Source organism: Enterobacter sp. 61D5, from assembly GCF_034107965.1.
Lineage (GTDB): Bacteria > Pseudomonadota > Gammaproteobacteria > Enterobacterales > Enterobacteriaceae > Enterobacter > Enterobacter cloacae_M.
Genome location: NZ_JAWNFK010000008.1, coordinates 239,029 through 257,256, shown reverse-complemented (window position 1 = coordinate 257,256; position 18,228 = coordinate 239,029). Strand labels below are relative to the sequence as shown.

The window sequence follows — 18,228 nt, the reverse complement described above, 5'->3', positions numbered from 1 at the left end:
ACTGGATTTACAAATCAAAATTTAAATTAAATATCCCTGGCGCTCTACAGAAAGAGGAGAAAATATCCGATAAGGAATATGTGCCTGCCCGACATGCACGATATTACGGGAGATGAGAATGAAAGACGCCATGGTCCGAAGAAAAAAAATAAGAGTCAAGACGTTGATGCTATTGTCCATTTTCCTCACCGTAACGGTGGGCTTTACGGCAACGATCGGGTTTATGATGTGGCAGTGGATGGCGCAGCAGGAGGTTCTGGCCAAAAAACATATCCGCCAGATTGCCGAGGTGCAAGCGTTGCAGGTCAGCAAACAGCTGGATTCTGCCCTGACTGCCGCCCGGGACATGGGCAACAGCGCCCTGGCGCTGCGCGAGGCTGGCGTATCCGATCGCCAGAGCCTGAACCAGCTGCTCATCCACTACCTTTCGGCTCACCCACAGTTTCTCTCCATGTCGATGGCCTTTGAGCCTAACGCGTTCGACGATAAAGATGCCGTCTGGGCCGGTCAAAGCGGTGAAGATCCTGCCGGGCGCTACGCCCGCTACGTTGACCGGGACGCCACCGGCAAACCGGCATTACACCTGCTGACGGACATCGAAACGCCCGGCAGCGGCGATTATTATCTGCAGCCGAAACAACGCCATAAAGATGTGATCATCGAACCCTATATCTATCCCTACAACGGCGTGGACGTGATGCTTACCTCGATTGCCGCCCCCATCATGCGCGACGGTCAGTTTCTGGGTTCGGTCACCTCTGACTTCTCCCTCGCCACGCTGCAATCGACGATCGGCGCGATTAAACCGTGGAACGGCACAGGCTACGCCCTGCTCCTCTCCGCAGCTAATAACGTGGTGTCCAGCCCGGACAAACGCGCGGCAGGCAAGCCTTACGCCGGTCAGATTGCCGGTCATGACGTCACCCGAGTAAACGATCCGCTGCTGAAGGAGGACGTGTTCATCACCTGGCAGGACATCGCCGTCGGTAATAGCCAGACCCCGTGGAAACTCGCCATTATCACGCCGGTCAGCGAAGTGATGGCCGAAGCGCGCGCATTTTTACTGAAAGCCATCATCATGATGGTGTTAAGCATCGTGGCGGTTAGCCTGGTCATGGCACAGATCTTCACCCGTAAAGTTGACCGTCCGGTTGGGGGCGAACCTTCGGAGGCCGCCGGGATCGCCCTGGCCGTTGCCCGGGGAGATCTGAACAACACCATCCCGGTGCGTTCCGGAGATACTCACAGCATTTTTTATGCCCTGCACACCATGCAGATGCAGCTCAAGCGCATCGTCGACAATATCAGCGAAGCCAGCCACTCCGTGCACGGCGGCACCAGCGAAATTTCGGCGGGCAACCTTGACCTCGCCTCGCGAACCGAGGAACAGGCGGCTGCGATTGTTGAAACGGCAGCCAGCATGGAAGAAATTTCGGTCACGGTGAAGAATAACGCCGACAACGCCCACAAGGCGACCACGCTGACCGATCGCGCCGCGAGCCTCGCCGGGCATGGCGAAACGCTGGTGAACGACGTGGTTATGGTGATTGGGGAAATTGATGAAAGCGCGCGTAAGATCGGCGAGATTAACAGCATTGTCGATGGCATCGCCTTCCAGACCAATATCCTGGCGCTAAATGCTGCCGTTGAAGCGGCACGGGCAGGCGAACAGGGGCGCGGCTTCGCGGTCGTCGCAGGGGAAGTGCGCAATCTTGCCCAGCGAAGCGCCAACGCGGCAAAAGAGATCTCTCAGCTGATTGCCGAGTCCTCAGGGCGCGTGAGCAAAGGCGTTGAACTGGTCAATGAAACCGGGGTGATGATGAAACAGGTGATTGAAGCGGTATCGCATGTGCATCTGGTCATCAACGATATCGTTCAGGCGCTGGACGAGCAAAATCGCGGGATTAGCCAGGTCAGCACCGCCGTTAACCAGATGGACAGCACGACCCAGCAGAACGCCTCTCTGGTTCAGCAGATCTCTGCGGCGGCGCTCTCGCTGGATGAGCAGGCTAAATCGCTCGAGAAGACGCTGGCGTTCTTCCATTCATAAATAAAAAGGCATCCGCTGGACGGGTGCCTTTTCACGCGATTGCCGTTATAGCCCTTTCAGCAGCTTGTCGACAAACTCCGGGACGACCGCGCTTGCCAGACCGTAGTGTTTCTCTTCAAACTCGCTGCCCACCTGGCTTGGCTCAAGATTGAGTTCTACCGTATGCGCGCCGTGCAGTCGCGCTTCGTGGACAAACCCCGCCGCCGGATAAACATGACCGGATGTGCCGATGGCGATAAACACGTCGGCCATCGCCAGCGCGCTGTAGATATCATCCATTCCCAGCGGCATTTCACCGAACCAGACCACGTGCGGACGCAGGCGCGACGGGAACTGGCAGCAGTGGCACTTATCCTCAGGCAGCACGTCCTCTTGCCAGTCCAGCACCTGACCGCTCCAGGCGCAGCGAACCTTGAGCAGCTCGCCGTGCATGTGGATGATGTTCTTGTTACCGGCCCGTTCGTGCAGGTTGTCGATATTCTGCGTCACCAGCAGAAAACGATCGCCCAGCGCCTCTTCCAGCTTCGCCAGCGCCAGATGCGCCGCATTCGGCGCGACTTCAGGCTGCTGAAGCTGACGGCGGCGGGCGTTGTAAAACGCCTGGACGAGATCCGGATCGCGGGCAAAGCCTTCCGGCGTGGCCACATCCTCCACGCGGTGCTCTTCCCACAGCCCGTCCGCCGCGCGGAAGGTTCGAATTCCTGACTCGGCGGAGATCCCCGCTCCGGTCAGTACCACCACTCTGGGTTTATCCATCGCTTCTGGCATCATTCTGTCTCTGAAAAAGATCCGCTGGCGCAAGCGCTCACGCAAGCGGCGTTTGTTTTTGCGAAAACGGCTGAGTCGACCCTGGCGACGCGACAGCATAGAAACCTCGTAAACTATTCGGTGAGATGAAGGAATGCGGCTCCGCGCATGCCTCCTGCGTCCCCGTGTCGCGCGCGTTCAATACGCGGCACGCGGGCAACCGGCAATAAATGTCGGGGCAAACGCCCGGACAACCGTTCCGTAATCGCGGTAAAGTTTGACAGCCCTCCCCCGATCACCAGCAGATCCGGGTCGACGATGGTGAGAATATTTCCCAGACATACCGCCAACAGATCCAGATAACGCTCTACGTGCTCGCACGCCTGCGCATCCCCTTGCTCCCACAGGGTAATGATTTGAGGGGCCTCAAGTTTCTGATGATAGAAGTGTTCGTAAAGCCATGCAAACCCGCGACCGGAGAGGTAGTTCTCAATACAGCCGTGCTGGCCGCAGCCGCAGCGGGTCAGCGGGAAATCGCGCCCCACGACTTCCAGGGCATCCACCGGGAGACGGATATGACCAAATTCGCCGGTGATGTAGCTTCGCCCGGTGATTGGCTTCCCGTTGATCACAATCCCCCCGCCGACGCCGGTCCCGAGGATCAGCCCCATCACCAGCGGATACTGACGGAACTCATCGTCCCAGGCTTCGGAGAGCGCAAAGCAGTTAGCATCATTGTCTAAACGCACGTCGCGTTCAAGAAGGGCAGAGAGATCGGCGCGGAGCGGTTTACCGCTGGCGGCAGGCACGTTGGCGGCATACAGCGTGCCGTCGTCGGTTTCGGGCATACCCGGAATGCCGATGCCGACGCTGCCTTTGACGCCAAAGCGTTCATCGGCCTGCGCCACCAGCGCGGCAATCGCGGTTAAAAATTCGTCGTAGCTTTCGCGCGGCGTGGGAACGCGGGTTTCCCACTGTAGTTTGAGGTCTTTATCAAACACGCCGAGCGCAATCTTGGTGCCGCCAATATCAAATCCGTAATACATAACGCATTCCTCTTTTAACCTGGCGGCCCGAAAGCCGCTAGATCATGACGTAATTACTGGCCACTTAATACCCTCGCCGGATCAATTCGGCTTGCGCGACGCGCCGGATACCAGCTTGCCAGCAGACTCAGTAAAAGTGCTGTAACCAGCACATAAAAAACGTCCAGCCAGTGCAGTTCAGACGGCAGGAAGTCAATAAAGTAGATATCACCTGACAGGAACTGGTGACCAATAAGCTTTTCGATCCCGTTGATAATCGGCGTCAGCTGCAGGGAAACCACCACGCCAATCACTACGCCGCACAGGCTGCCGAACAGACCCGCCAGCAAACCGTACCAGACGAAGATGGCGCGAATAAGACCGTCTTTCGCTCCCAGCGTACGCAGCACGGCGATGTCGCCACTCTTATCCTTGACCGCCATCACCAGCGTGGAGACGATATTAAAGCACGCCACACCAATCACCAGCACCATCGCCAGATACATGATGGCGCGGATCATCTGAATATCACGGTACATATACCCGTAAGTGCCGATCCAGCTCTTGATGTAGACATAGTTATTGGTCACGCTGCCCGCGTCGCGGACCAGCTTGTTGGCGTTAAAGACGTCGTTCACCTTGATGGCAATGCCCGTCACGCTGTCGCCCATATCGAGATACTGGCGCGCATCTTCCATCGGCACCATCGCAAAGCTGTGATCGAGCTGACCGCTCAGCTGAAGAATACCGGTGACGTGCAGGCGCACGCGCTTAGGCTGCTGCAATTTGTGGTCGGCGCTGGCGTTCGGGATCATGATGGACACCCAGTCGCCCTGCTTCACCTTCAGGGCATCGGCCACGCCTTTACCCATGATGATCTGCTGCTCGCCGGCCTTAAAGTTGGCCCACGCGCCGTTCTGCACATAGTTTGGCAGCGCGCTGAGACGCGCTTCCTGGGCAGGGTTAACCCCTTTCACCTGTATGGCGCGCAGGTTGACCCCGCTCTCCACCAGCCCGGTAAAGTTAATGTAGGGCGCGGCCGCGGCAATGCCCGGCACTTTTTCGACTTTGGTGAGCGCATCGCTCCAGTTAGTCCATGGCTGGTTAACCGGCTCGATCTCCCCGTGCGGCACCACTGCCAGAATGCGGTTATTCAGCTCGCGCTCAAAGCCGTTCATGGCGCTCAAGCCCACAATCAGCACCGCCACACCGAGCGCAATGCCGATGGTCGAGATGACGGAAATCAGCGACACCATGCCGCCGCGACGGCGGCCGCGGCTAAAACGTAAACCGATGAGTAAGGATAACGGTGACGCCATTACTCTGCTCCCATCAGGGTCAGTTCCGCGTTCAGATGGCCGTCGCGCATCTCAAGCTGACGCCCCATGCGTTTTGCCAGCTGCAGATCGTGGGTTACGACCAGAAACGCGGTGCCCTGTGAGGCGTTCAGCTCGCCCAGAAGCTGGAATATACTGTCCGCATTGCGGGCATCCAGGTTACCGGTAGGCTCATCCGCCAGCACCAGACGCGGGTTGTTGACCAGCGCGCGGGCAATCGCCACGCGCTGGCGCTCGCCGCCGGAAAGCTCAGAGGGACGATGGTTACCGCGATGGCCCAGGCCTACCGCTTTCAGCATGTCGCTGGCGCGAGCGTTAATTTCTGACGGTTTCTTTTTACCAATCAGCAGCGGCATCGCGACGTTTTCCAGCGCCGTGAAATCCGGCAGCAGGTGGTGGAACTGGTAGATAAAGCCCAGCTCGCGGTTGCGCAGCTCGGCCTTCGCCGCGGAGGACATTTTGCTCATCGGCTGGCCGGAGAAAATCACGTCGCCCTCGGTTGGCGTATCCAGCCCGCCCAGCAGATGCAGCAGCGTACTTTTGCCCGAGCCGGAGCTGCCAACAATCGCCATCATCTCGCCTTCGCCCACGCTGAAGCTCACATTGTGCAGCACGTCGGTTTGCACAGTGCCTTCCTGATAGCGTTTGGACAGGTTGTCGCATTGCAACAGGATCTTATTCATAACGTAAAGCCTCAGCGGGTTGAGTGGCGGCAGCGCGCCAGGAAGGATAAAGCGTAGAAAGCAGCGCAATGGCCATCGCGGCCAGCGCAATACCGACCACCTGCAGCGGCTCGATAGCCACCGGCAGCGCCGCGCCGTCGAGCAGGGCACCGATGATCGGCATTAAGTTGTTAAGCTGGCTGGCAAGCAAGGCCCCCAGCACGGCGCCGAGCAGCGCGCCGATGATGCCTGCGCTGGCCCCCTGCACCATAAACACCGCCATGATCTGGCGCGGCGTGAGCCCCTGGGTTTGCAGAATGGCGACTTCGCCCTGCTTCTCCATCACCATCAGGCCCAGCGAGGTAATGATGTTAAATGCGGCCACGGCCACGATCAGGCTCAGCAGCAGCCCCATCATGTTTTTTTCCATCCGCACGGCCTGGAACAGTTCGCCTTTACGCTCGCGCCAGTCCTGCCATTTGGTGCCGTCCGGCAGTTTTTGCTGGCTGAGGGTATCGACCTTCAGCGGCGCATCGAGCCACAGGCGCCAGCCGGTGATGTTCCCTGCCGGGTAGCGCATCAGGCGTGAAGCGTCCTGAATGTTAACCAGCATCTGGTAACCATCGACTTCGCTGTTGGCGGCAAAGGTACCAATCACGTTAAACAGGCGCTGGCTTGGCAGGCGCCCCATCGGTGTAAACTGGCTGGCAGAAGGCACCATCACGCGCAGCTGGTCGCCACGGTTGACGCCAAGCTGGCCGGCAAGCTGTTCACCCAGAATCACGTTGTATTTCCCGGCTTCCAGATCGGTCTGCTTCACGTTAACCAGATACGGCGTCAGCGGATCGTTTTGCGCCGGGTCAATACCCAGCATCACGCCGACCGCCACGCTGCGGGCGCTTTGCAGCACCACGTCGCCGGTCGTCAACGGCGCTACGCGCGTGACGCCCTGTAACTTCGCCGCGCTTTCCGGCAGCTGTTGCGGGTTAACCGAACCGTTGGATGATGAAAGAACGGCCTGCGGCATCAGCCCCAGGATATTGTTTTGCAGCTCGCGTTCGAAGCCATTCATGACGGAAAGCACCGTCACCAGTGCCATCACGCCAAGCGTAATGCCAATAGTCGAAAGCCAGGAGACAAAGCGACCGAAGCGGTCCGCGGCGCGCCCACGCATGTAACGTAAGCCTATGAAGAGTGCGACAGGTTGATACATGAAATCCGTCTGTTTGCTGATAGCAGACCCACGAGTATATAAGCGAATCCGTTAAGCGTAAATGACTGAAACAGTAAGCTTTGGTAATCATTCTTCCGAAAAATTCAGAAAAATCAGGGTGCTATTGTCTGAATACTCACCTCGCAACCTCCACCTTTTCCGAAAAACCGCCGGATACAGACTGTTACCCATTACATCCCGGCTTCGTTTTACAACAATTGCTCGTTCGTTTATGGCAATTAAGGTAGTGGCGAACAATGAAGCAAAAAGCATTATGGATTAACCAGATAAAAGGGCTGTGTATCTGCCTGGTGGTTATCTACCATTCGGTTATCACGTTTTATCCGCATCTGATCGGGCTACAACACCCGCTCTCCGGCCTTCTCGCAAAATGCTGGGTCTATTTTAACCTCTATCTCGCACCGTTTCGTATGCCGGTCTTCTTCTTTATCTCCGGCTATCTGATCCGTCGTTATATTGACGAAGTGGACTGGCGAACCAGTCTCGATAAACGGATCTGGAGCATTGTCTGGGTCCTGGCGCTGTGGGGCGTTCTGCAATGGCAGGCGTTGACCCACCTGAACGCCTGGCTGGCACCCGAGCGCGAGCTCGCCGCCTCGTCGAACGCGGCCTACGCCGACTCGTTCTCAGGATTTGTGCTGGGGATGGTCACCGCCAGCACCAGTCTATGGTATCTGTATGCTCTGGTGGTCTACTTCACGCTATGTAAGCTGCTAAGCCGCTGGAAGCTGCCGGTACTGGGGCTGCTGGCGCTGGCAAGCATCGCGATTAACTTCCTGCCGCTGCCGTGGTGGGGAATGAACAGCGTGGTACGTAACATGATCTACTACAGCCTCGGGGCGTGGTATGGCGCAGAGCTGATGGCGTGGATGAAAAGCGTCAACCTGCGCCGCAGCTGGCTGGCAACCGGCGCTTTCGCCGCCGTCTCCGTGGTGCTGTGGTTTGCTAACGTTCCGCTGCTGCTCTCATTGCTGTCGATTGTGCTGATCATGAAGCTGTTCTACAGCCTTGAGCAGCGCTACGCCGTTAACCCGAACAATCTGCTGAACGTGATTGGCTCAAATACCATTGCGATTTATACCACCCACCGCATCCTGATTGAGGCCTTTAGCCTGTTCCTGATTGGCGAAATGAATGCCGCCTCGTGGCCGGTCTGGGCAGAGCTCACCCTGGTGCTGGTCTACCCGTTTGCCAGCCTGCTTATCTGTACCCTTGCCGGGCTCGGAGTGCGTAAAATCTCCACCGCGCTTTTTGGGGACGTTTTCTTCTCTCCTCCGTCTACGCTGCCCCTGTCACCTTCAACGCGTTAATGCCCTCTCCGCCCCCGTTTTGGGGGCGTTTAGCCCTGCCGTGCGGTTACGATTTGCTTATGTAAAACGATCGAGGATAATAAAGACATTGCGTATCAGTGATATGCCCCAATACTGTTGGTATATCCATAAGAGACTCTGACATAGCCATGCCTGAACACTATCGTTATTCCTTGCCTGTCAAAGCGGGCGACCAGCGCCAGCTGGGTGAACTCACGGGCGCGGCGTGCGCCACGCTGGTGGCGGAAATCGCCGAGCGTCATCCAGGCCCGGTGATTCTGGTTGCCCCGGATATGCAAAACGCCCTGCGCCTGCACGATGAAATTCGCCAGTTCACCGATAGCCTGGTGTTCAGCCTGGCCGACTGGGAGACGCTGCCGTATGACAGCTTCTCTCCGCATCAGGAGATCATCTCCTCGCGCCTGTCGACGCTCTATCAGCTGCCGACCATGCAGCGCGGCGTGCTGATTGTGCCGGTGAACACCCTGATGCAGCGCGTCTGTCCGCACAGCTATCTGCACGGCCACGCGCTGGTGATGAAAAAAGGCCAGCGCCTGTCCCGTGATGCCCTGCGCGCGCAGCTTGACGGTGCCGGCTATCGCCACGTCGACCAGGTGATGGAGCACGGGGAATACGCGACCCGCGGCGCGCTGCTCGATCTCTACCCGATGGGCAGCGACCAGCCCTATCGTCTGGATTTCTTTGATGATGAAATCGACAGCCTGCGCGTATTCGACGCCGACACGCAGCGCACGCTGGAAGAGGTGGAGTCCATCAATTTACTGCCCGCGCATGAGTTCCCCACGGACAAAACCGCTATTGAACTGTTCCGCAGCCAGTGGCGCGATAAGTTCGAGGTGAAGCGCGACGCGGAACATATTTATCAGCAGGTCAGTAAAGGCACGCTTCCCGCCGGGATCGAATACTGGCAGCCGCTGTTCTTCAACGAGCCGCTGCCTGCCCTGTTCAGCTACTTCCCGGCGAATACGCTGATTGTCAACACCGGGGATATCGACGCCAGCGCCAGCCGCTTTGAGAGCGAAACCCGCGCCCGCTTTGAAAACCGTGGCGTTGATCCGATGCGTCCGCTGCTGCCCCCGGAAGCGCTGTGGCTGCGCACCGACGAGCTCAACGCCGAGCTGAAGCGCTGGCCGCGCATGCAGCTGAAAACCGATTCGCTTGCCGATAAGGCCGCCAATACCAACCTCGCCTTCCGGACGCTGCCGGACCTGGCCGTTCAGGCGCAGCAGAAGTCCCCGCTGGATAATCTGCGCAAGTTCCTGGAGTCCTTCACCGGCCCGGTGGTGTTCTCCGTTGAGAGTGAAGGCCGCCGTGAAGCGTTAGGTGAGCTGCTGGGACGCATTAAGGTGGCGCCGAAGCGCATCCTGCGCCTGAGCGAAGCGGCCGGAAACGGTCGTTATCTGATGATTGGCGCCGCCGAGCACGGGTTCATCGACACGCTCAACAACCTGGCGCTGATTTGCGAAAGCGACCTGCTGGGCGAGCGCGTCGCGCGCCGCCGTCAGGACAGCCGTCGGACCATCAACCCGGACACGCTGATCCGTAACCTGGCCGAGCTGCATCCCGGCCAGCCGATTGTTCACCTGGAGCACGGCGTTGGGCGCTATCAGGGGATGACCACGCTGGAAGCGGGCGGCATCAAAGGTGAATACCTGATGCTGACCTACGCCAACGACGCCAAACTGTATGTCCCGGTCTCCTCCCTGCATCTGATCAGCCGCTACGCGGGGGGCGCCGAAGAGAACGCGCCGCTGCACAAGCTGGGCGGCGACGCCTGGACGCGCGCGCGCCAGAAGGCGGCGGAAAAAGTACGCGACGTGGCGGCCGAGCTGCTGGATATCTACGCCCAGCGCGCGGCCAAACAGGGCTTCGCCTTTAAGCATGATAAAGAACAATATCAGCTGTTCTGCGACAGCTTCCCGTTTGAAACCACGCCGGATCAGGCCCAGGCCATCAACGCCGTGCTGAGCGACATGTGCCAGCCGCTGGCAATGGACCGCTTAGTCTGTGGCGACGTCGGCTTCGGAAAAACCGAAGTGGCGATGCGCGCCGCCTTCCTTGCGGTCGAAAACAACAAGCAGGTAGCTGTGCTGGTGCCGACCACCCTGCTCGCACAGCAGCACTTCGACAACTTCCGCGACCGTTTCGCCAACTGGCCGGTACGTATCGAGATGCTCTCGCGTTTTCGCAGCACCAAAGAACAGACGCAGATCCTCGAACAGGCAAGCGAAGGTAAAATCGATATTCTGATCGGCACCCACAAGCTGCTGCAAAGCGACGTGAAGTGGAAAGATCTGGGGCTGCTGATCGTCGACGAAGAGCACCGCTTCGGGGTGCGTCATAAAGAACGCATTAAAGCGATGCGCGCCGACGTCGATATCCTCACCCTGACCGCAACGCCAATCCCGCGAACCCTGAACATGGCGATGAGCGGCATGCGCGATCTGTCGATTATCGCCACGCCGCCGGCGCGCCGTCTGGCGGTGAAAACCTTTGTCCGCGAGTACGATAATCTGGTGGTGCGTGAGGCCATTTTGCGTGAAGTGCTTCGTGGGGGGCAGGTCTACTACCTCTACAATGACGTGGAAAACATCCAGAAAGCGGCGGACAGGCTAGCGGAGCTGGTGCCGGAAGCGCGCATAGCTATCGGTCACGGGCAGATGCGCGAACGCGAGCTGGAGCGGGTAATGAACGACTTCCACCACCAGCGCTTTAACGTGCTGGTGTGTACTACCATCATTGAGACCGGGATCGACATTCCGACGGCGAACACCATCATCATTGAGCGTGCGGATCACTTTGGCCTGGCGCAGCTTCACCAGCTGCGCGGCCGCGTCGGGCGTTCGCACCATCAGGCCTACGCCTGGCTGCTGACGCCGCATCCGAAAGCGATGACCACCGACGCGCAAAAGCGTCTGGAAGCCATCGCCTCGCTGGAAGACCTCGGGGCAGGCTTTGCGCTGGCAACACACGATCTCGAAATCCGCGGTGCCGGCGAACTGCTGGGTGAAGACCAGAGCGGCTCCATGGAGACCATCGGCTTCTCGCTCTATATGGAGCTGCTGGAAAACGCGGTTGATGCCCTGAAGGCCGGACGCGAGCCGTCGCTGGAAGATCTCACCAGCCAGCAGACCGAGGTTGAGCTGCGTATGCCTTCCCTGCTGCCGGACGATTTTATTCCGGACGTGAATACCCGACTGTCGTTCTACAAGCGCATCGCCAGCGCGAAGAAGGAGAACGAGCTGGAAGAGATCAAGGTGGAGCTGATTGACCGCTTTGGTCTGTTGCCCGATCCGGCGAGAAATTTGCTGGATATCGCGAGGCTGCGCCAGCAGGCGCAAAAGCTGGGGATCCGCAAGCTCGAAGGCAATGAAAAAGGCGGCGTGATTGAATTCGCCGAGAAGAATCACGTCAACCCGATGTGGCTGATCGGCCTGCTGCAAAAACAGCCGCAGCATTTCCGTCTGGATGGTCCAACCCGTCTGAAGTTTACCCAGGAGCTGACGGAGCGCAAAACCCGTATGGAATGGGTGCGTAACTTCATGCGTCAGCTGGAAGAGAACGCGATCGCCTGACCTCCCTTCCCCCTGTTAGCCCAGCGCTACGGGGGGGACAATTTACAAACTCTTTGCACTTCACCCGATCTTCCCGACACACCCATTCGCCATAATTATATTTAACGCCTTATAAAACAATAACCTTATCATTTAAATGGATTATGGTGATGATGATCTCTTCGCGTTTTACTCGCTGGATGACCCTGTTGGCGCTGGCAGCCACCGTCGCGGTTGCGCTTCCCGCTCGTGCAAACACCTGGCCCCTTCCCCCTCCCGGCAGCAATGTCGTGGGCGAAAACCGCTTTCATGTGGTTGAAAATAATGGTGGTTCACTGGAAGCGATTGCCAAAAAATATAACGTCGGTTTTCTGGCCCTGCTGCAGGCGAACCCCGGCGTCGACCCGTATGTCCCGCGCGCGGGCAGCGTACTGACCATCCCGTTACAGACTATCCTGCCGGATGCCCCGCGCGAGGGGATGGTGATAAACCTCGCCGAGCTGCGCCTGTACTATTACCCGCCGGGTAAAAATGAAGTCACCGTCTACCCTATCGGTATTGGTCAGCTGGGCGGCGACACGCTGACGCCGACGATGGTCACCACCGTCTCGGATAAACGCGCGAATCCAACCTGGACCCCGACGGCCAACATTCGTGCCCGCTATAAGGCCCAGGGGATCGATCTTCCTGCCGTGGTGCCGGCTGGTCCGGATAACCCGATGGGACACCACGCAATACGCCTCGCGGCATACGGCGGCGTCTACCTGCTGCACGGAACGAATGCGGACTTTGGCATCGGCATGCGCGTCAGCTCCGGCTGTATTCGTCTGCGCGATGACGATATCAAAACGCTGTTTAACGTCGTTACGCCGGGAACCAAAGTGAATATTATCAATACGCCGATTAAAGTTTCAGAAGAGCCGGGCGGCGTGCGGCTGGTTGAGATTCACCAGCCGTTATCGAAAAACATTGGCGACGATCCGCAGACGCTGCCCATTAACCTGAATGCCGCGATGGTAAGCTTCAAAACGAATGCGAATACCAACAGCGTGGTGATGGAGCGCGCGATGGAAGCCCGGTCAGGCATGCCGACCGATGTCACCCGGCATAACGATGTCGTCCAGCAGTCGATGTAAATCAGAAATAAAAAACGCCCTGCTGAGCAGGGCGTTTTTTATTGCAGTGGCATAAATGAGGGTTTATGCCCGGCTTATTTGTAGATGACCGCAGTGCCGTGCAGGGTGTTAGGACCGGTCACCGAGGTGATGCGGTAAGATTTTGCACCCATCTCTTGCGCTTTTTGCGCCAGCTGATCTTCCAGGGAACTCAGGTTAGTACCGGCAGAGGCAGAGATTGTCCCGACTTTATGCTGGTCAGCAGGGGTGGATTGCACCTGTACAGCAGCAAAGCTTGCGAAAGAGAGTGAACTCAGAACAGCGGCAGCGATGAGAGTTTTTACATTTTTCATGATGTTTACCTTTAGCAGATGAATTTGGAGGTCGTTAATCATTTAGTTAACGATCGATAGGTAAATCATAAATGTGATCCAGGTCACGCGTCAACATAATTTTATAACGATCGTTAACTTAATTTTAAAATTGTTATTTTTCATACATATATGATTAATTTATTTTTAAGCATTCAGTACTGGTGGCGGGTTGCGTTTATTTTTATAATGGTCATTCACCAAACCAACAGAGGACCAACGGCAAATGACAACCGATGTCACGAGTTGTGCGAAGAAAAGCCGTGGCCGACCAAAAGTGTTTGACAGGGATGCAGCGCTTGATAAGGCCATGACTCTCTTCTGGCAACATGGGTATGAAGCAACCTCGCTTTCCGATCTGGTAGAAGCTACCGGAGCCAAAGCGCCGACGCTGTATGCCGAATTTACCAATAAAGAGGGGCTGTTCAGGGCGGTGCTGGACAGGTACATTTCGCGCTTTGCGGCGAAACACGAAGCCCAGCTGTTCTGTGAAGAGAAAAGCGTCGAACAGGCGCTTCGCGACTATTTCACCGCCGTTGCGACCTGCTTCACCAGTAAAGACACGCCTGCGGGCTGCTTTATGATTAACACTTCTGCCACCCTTGCGGCGTCCTCCAAAGAGATTGCCAATACGGTGAAATCGCGGCATGCGATGCAGGAGGAGACGCTCAGCGCCTTTCTGGCTCAGCGCCAGCAGCGCGGTGAAATCCCCGCGCAATGCAACCCTCAGCTGCTGGCACAATACCTGAGCTGTATTTTGCAGGGGATGTCGATCAGCGCCCGTGAAGGGGCCACGCTGGAAAAGCTTCAGAATATTAGCGAAACCACGCTGCGGCTGTGGCCTGAGCTACTGAAAATCTGAAGCAAAAAAAAGCTCCTCAGCCTGAGCGCATGAGGAGCTAAATTCAGAGAACATCTTTTTTACACTTTGTTATTCAGAACCAGCTGGCCGTTTCCATCCAGTGGAATTTGCGTACCCGGGTCTTTATCCATGCGGATTTTGCCCTGCTGATCGCCAATTTTGTACGTCACGTCATAACCCAGCATTTTTTCCGACTTGTCATAGACGGTCTTGCAGCGTTGCTGAGTCGTGGTGTAGGTATCATTATCCTGCATCGCGCCCTGCACCTGGTTACCGGCATAGCCGCCACCCAGCGCGCCGACCACGGTCGCTACGTCTTTACCCCGGCCGCCGCCAAACTGGTGACCAATCACGCCACCCGCAACCGCACCCAGAACAGAACCGGCAATGCGGTTTTCATCCTGTACCGGACGACGGTGCGTCACGGAGACGTTTCGGCACTCCTGACGAGGGGTTTTCACGGTTTCTTTAATCGGTGTAGCAGAAACCACCTGTGCATACTGCGGGCCGCGATCTAATACGTTGAGACTGGCAACGGCAGCCACACCTAACGCAGCCGCGACGCCAATCCCTATACCCGCCAACATTGATTTATTCACGGGACTTCCTCCTTTGTTGCTATTGGTAACAATTTTGCAATGGAGGCACGGCTTCGCCAATAAGATAAAGGATCAAAAAAGGGGCGTTGAGAGGAGATATATTGTATTTAGGAGAACTCTTAAGCAGTCAAACTGTGATCTACAGCATGAAATGCTAAAAACTCCCTCCGGAGGGCCCGGAGGGAGTGAAAGATTAGTGCAACTTCAGACGCGGACGGATCACGCGGTTGATTCTGCCCACCAGCATCATCAGCCCGGTTTTGAAGTAGCCGTGCAGCGCAATCTGGTGCATGCGGTACAGGGAGATATACACGAAGCGGGCAATGCGCCCCTCTACCATCATTGAGCCGCGCATCAGGTTGCCCATCAGGCTGCCGACGGTAGAGAAGTTTGACAGCGACACCAGTGAACCGTGGTCTTTGTAGACATAGGCTTTCATTGGCTTGCCTTTGTACTGCGCCAGAATGTTGTGCAGCACCAGGCTTGCCATCTGGTGAGCGGCCTGCGCGCGCGGCGGCACGAATCCACCTTCAGGACGCGCACAGGAGGCACAGTCACCGATGGCAAAGATTTCAGGATCGCGCGTGGTTTGCAGCGTTGGCTCAGTTACCAGCTGGTTAATGCGGTTGGTTTCCAGACCGCCGATCTCTTTCATAAAGTCAGGCGCTTTGATACCTGCCGCCCAGACCATCAGATCCGCTTTGATATACTCGCCGTCTTTGGTGTGCAGGCCGCCTTCGTCGGCGCTGGTCACCATAGTCTGCGTCAGCACCCGCACGCCCAGTTTGGTAAGTTCATTGTGCGCCGCACCGGAAATACGCGGAGGCAGAGCAGGCAGAATGCGTTCACCGGCTTCAACCAGCGTGACGTTCAGCGCTTCGTTCGTTAACCCTTTATAACCGTAGCTGTGCAGCTGTTTCACCGCATTGTGCAGCTCCGCAGACAGCTCAACGCCCGTCGCGCCGCCGCCGACAATGGCGATATTCACCTTACCGTTCGCACCCATATTGCTGGTGTACTTCAGGAACAGGTTCAGCATTTCCTGATGGAAACGACGCGCCTGGTGCGGGTTATCGAGGAAGATACAGTGCTCTTTCACGCCCGGCGTGTTGAAATCGTTGGAGGTACTGCCCAGCGCCATGACCAGCGTGTCATACGCCAGTTTACGCTCGGGAACCAGCAGCTCCCCTTTTTCATCGCGCAGCTCTGCCAGGGTGATGGTTTTGCTTTCACGGTTGATGTCCACCACCGAGCCCAGCTGGAACTGGAAATGATGGTTGCGCGCGTGCGCCAGATAGCTGAGCGCGTCCACGCCCTCATCCAGAGACCCGGTCGCCACTTCGTGCAGCAGCGGTTTCCACAGGTGGCTGTGGTTACGATCCACCAGCGTAATTTTGGCTTTTTTACCGCGACCCAGCTTCTTGCCCAGCTGTGTAGCCAGCTCCAGCCCGCCAGCACCACCGCCTACAATCACTATCTTTTTCAATGGCGTAGTCAACGTGACCCCCTCAAATTATTAACCAATTGTTAATTAAAAGTTATAAAAATAACCCTTAATTAACAACAGGTTACAGCACTGAAACCATTCAGGTGCATTGAGAATACCACGTCAGGCGCATTGGTCATACCAAAATTGATATGCATCAAGTTTTGATGGCTTAAAAGTAGACAATTCTGGACAAAAAGAAAGCCCGGCACGCTTTCGCGGCCGGGCTTTGATGCATCGGGTAATTGATTAACCCAGCGTTTTAAACGCTTTGATACGCTGCAGATGCGGAGAGATGTTTTTGAACTTGTGGGTCTGTTCTTCGTCCCAGACGATCTCATAGTAATGATGCAGGAGCTCTGCTGCGCGATGGCTGTTGAGCGCTTCATCATTACGCGAAAGGATCACCAGGCAGCGGTCGCGGTTTTTCTCACGAAAATTGCTGACGCACTTGGTCGCAATATCGACATACTCTTCCGGGCGATCAATTTTGCCTTCCATGTTCTCGTTCGGAAACAGATTAGGATTGAACACCACCTGGCGAATGTCGCACAGGAAGCCAATCCGCTCCGCCCAGTAGCCGCCCAGCCCCACGCCGCAAATCAACGGGCGATCGTCGACGTTGAGCTGCAACATCTTGTCCACCTCTTTGAGTAGATGCTGCATATCATGCTTCGGATGGCGCGTGCTGTAGCTGATCAACCGTACATCCGGATCGATAAACTGCAGCTGCAGCACCTTCTCATGATTACCAGGACTGTTTGAGTCAAAACCGTGTAAATAGATGATCATCGTCTTCTCACCACGCTACGCCTTCCGGGAGGGTTTACAGGCTGGCTTTATGTGCCTGCCAGCGCTCATTCAGGTCTTCAAGCCGGGCGTTGACCGTCTTCCAGCGCGCCGAATCCATCAGCTCCTGACGGCTAAATGAACCTTTATGATACAATTGTGTAACACGTTCCGCATTGATCGGCGACAGGTTATCCAGCACGCTAACGGCACCTTTACGATTATTGCAGACCAGGATCATATCGCAACCCGCATCCAGCGATGCCTGACCGCGCTCAGCGTAGCTGCCCATGATCGCGGCCCCTTCCATCGACAAATCGTCAGAGAAAATCACGCCGTTGAAACCCAGCTCCTGACGCAGGACGGTTTTCAGCCAGTGCGGAGAACCGCTGGCAGGACGCGGGTCGACGTCGCTGTAAATCACGTGCGCGGGCATAATGGCATCCAGCTTGTTATCTGTGATAAGCGACTGGAAAACCGACATATCTTTGGCGCGAATCTCCGCTTCCGGACGCGGATCGCGCGGCGTCTCTTTGTGAGAATCCGCCGTCACCGCCCCGTGCCCCGGGAAGTGTTTCCCGGTGGTTTTCATGCCTGCGTCGTGCATGCCGTCGATGAACCGGGTTGCCATTGCCAGCGCAATACGCGGGTCTTCATGGTATGAGCGCTCGCCAATGGCTGCGCTGATATGCCCTACATCCAGCACCGGGGCAAAGCTGATGTCGATATCCATGGCAATCATTTCGCTGGCCATCAGCCAGCCGGCCTCCTGTGCCAGTTTTCCACCCTCTTCCGTGCCGAGCAGCGCGGCAAATGACTGGGCTGCCGGGAGACGGGTAAAACCGTCGCGAAAACGCTGCACGCGCCCGCCTTCCTGATCGACTGCCACCACCAGATGGTTACGCGACGCGGCGCGGATCTGACGCACCAGCTCACGCAGCTGCGCCGGATCGTGATAGTTGCGGGTAAACAGGATCAGGCCACCCACCAGCGGATGCGCCAGAATTTCACGCTCCTCCGCATCCAGCTCAAACCCTTCTACATCCAACATGACTGGACCCACATC

The 18,228-nt window shown here is 56.9% G+C and carries 15 protein-coding genes; 5 read left to right on the top strand and 10 right to left on the bottom strand.

What is annotated here, in order from left to right:
* The first annotated feature begins 118 nt into the window (after nt 1-118).
* On the top strand, nt 119-2,050 hold the full coding sequence (locus UTM25_RS10205) for a methyl-accepting chemotaxis protein (RefSeq protein WP_194401110.1): 1,932 nt from the start codon (nt 119-121) through the stop codon (nt 2,048-2,050).
* A 45-nt stretch (nt 2,051-2,095) separates the two neighbouring features.
* On the opposite strand, the gene cobB is transcribed toward UTM25_RS10205, so the two are convergent.
* From cobB to lolC, 5 genes are read right to left on the bottom strand one after another with little or no spacing between them, the layout of a single operon-like run.
* A complete protein-coding gene (gene cobB, locus UTM25_RS10200; protein ID WP_194401111.1) occupies nt 2,096-2,917 on the bottom strand; it encodes a Sir2 family NAD+-dependent deacetylase in 822 nt (273 codons plus the stop codon).
* 14 nt (nt 2,918-2,931) lie between these two features.
* Nucleotides 2,932-3,843 (bottom strand): N-acetylglucosamine kinase, encoded by a 912-nt coding sequence (gene nagK / locus UTM25_RS10195; protein ID WP_194401112.1) that lies wholly within the window; start codon nt 3,841-3,843, stop codon nt 2,932-2,934.
* Nucleotides 3,844-3,896: 53 nt separating this feature from the next.
* The gene (gene lolE / locus UTM25_RS10190) at nt 3,897-5,141 is read right to left on the bottom strand and encodes a lipoprotein-releasing ABC transporter permease subunit LolE (RefSeq protein ID WP_168979209.1); all 1,245 of its coding nucleotides are present in this window, start codon (nt 5,139-5,141) and stop codon (nt 3,897-3,899) included.
* Nucleotides 5,141-5,842 carry a lipoprotein-releasing ABC transporter ATP-binding protein LolD gene (gene lolD / locus UTM25_RS10185; RefSeq protein WP_109844458.1) on the bottom strand — a complete coding sequence of 234 codons (702 nt, stop codon included), beginning with the start codon at nt 5,840-5,842 and terminating at the stop codon, nt 5,141-5,143. The genes lolE and lolD overlap by 1 nt, the downstream gene beginning before the upstream one ends.
* Complete coding sequence (gene lolC / locus UTM25_RS10180) at nt 5,835-7,034, bottom strand: lipoprotein-releasing ABC transporter permease subunit LolC (RefSeq protein ID WP_032668182.1); 1,200 nt, start codon at nt 7,032-7,034, stop codon at nt 5,835-5,837. Before lolC ends, lolD begins: the two co-directional genes overlap by 8 nt.
* A 257-nt stretch (nt 7,035-7,291) precedes the next feature.
* Here lolC and UTM25_RS10175 point away from each other — a divergent pair, with 257 nt between their 5' ends.
* The 3 genes from UTM25_RS10175 to ldtC all read left to right on the top strand — a co-directional run bounded on the left by UTM25_RS10175 (nt 7,292) and on the right by ldtC (nt 13,076).
* Nucleotides 7,292-8,365 carry an acyltransferase family protein gene (locus UTM25_RS10175; protein WP_194401113.1) on the top strand — a complete coding sequence of 358 codons (1,074 nt, stop codon included), beginning with the start codon at nt 7,292-7,294 and terminating at the stop codon, nt 8,363-8,365.
* A gap of 149 nt (nt 8,366-8,514) precedes the next feature.
* Complete coding sequence (gene mfd, locus UTM25_RS10170) at nt 8,515-11,961, top strand: transcription-repair coupling factor (protein ID WP_194401114.1); 3,447 nt, start codon at nt 8,515-8,517, stop codon at nt 11,959-11,961.
* 149 nt (nt 11,962-12,110) lie between these two features.
* Nucleotides 12,111-13,076, top strand: a complete 966-nt coding sequence (gene ldtC, locus UTM25_RS10165) for a L,D-transpeptidase LdtC (protein WP_194401115.1) — start codon at nt 12,111-12,113, stop codon at nt 13,074-13,076.
* A 74-nt stretch (nt 13,077-13,150) separates the two neighbouring features.
* Here the strand turns inward: ldtC and bhsA are convergent, their stop codons facing one another.
* Nucleotides 13,151-13,408: a multiple stress resistance protein BhsA gene (bhsA, locus tag UTM25_RS10160; protein WP_032639138.1), complete on the bottom strand. Its 258-nt coding sequence runs from the start codon at nt 13,406-13,408 to the stop codon at nt 13,151-13,153.
* Nucleotides 13,409-13,652: 244 nt separating this feature from the next.
* Here bhsA and comR point away from each other — a divergent pair, with 244 nt between their 5' ends.
* Nucleotides 13,653-14,288 carry a TetR family copper-responsive transcriptional repressor ComR gene (comR, locus tag UTM25_RS10155; RefSeq protein WP_028015740.1) on the top strand — a complete coding sequence of 212 codons (636 nt, stop codon included), beginning with the start codon at nt 13,653-13,655 and terminating at the stop codon, nt 14,286-14,288.
* A 59-nt stretch (nt 14,289-14,347) separates the two neighbouring features.
* Here comR and UTM25_RS10150 read toward each other — a convergent pair whose 3' ends face one another.
* From UTM25_RS10150 to nagZ, 4 genes are all read right to left on the bottom strand, one after another.
* On the bottom strand, nt 14,348-14,887 hold the full coding sequence (locus tag UTM25_RS10150; RefSeq protein WP_008500779.1) for a glycine zipper 2TM domain-containing protein: 540 nt from the start codon (nt 14,885-14,887) through the stop codon (nt 14,348-14,350).
* Nucleotides 14,888-15,080: 193 nt separating this feature from the next.
* Entirely contained in the window at nt 15,081-16,385 is a 1,305-nt protein-coding gene (locus tag UTM25_RS10145) for an NAD(P)/FAD-dependent oxidoreductase (protein ID WP_023335290.1), read from the bottom strand.
* Nucleotides 16,386-16,622: 237 nt separating this feature from the next.
* Nucleotides 16,623-17,165, bottom strand: coding sequence for an alpha/beta hydrolase YcfP (gene ycfP, locus UTM25_RS10140; RefSeq protein ID WP_008500781.1), 543 nt, complete (start codon nt 17,163-17,165; stop codon nt 16,623-16,625).
* A gap of 34 nt (nt 17,166-17,199) precedes the next feature.
* Nucleotides 17,200-18,225, bottom strand: coding sequence for a beta-N-acetylhexosaminidase (gene nagZ, locus UTM25_RS10135; protein WP_023311162.1), 1,026 nt, complete (start codon nt 18,223-18,225; stop codon nt 17,200-17,202).
* Nucleotides 18,226-18,228: the final 3 nt, after the last annotated feature.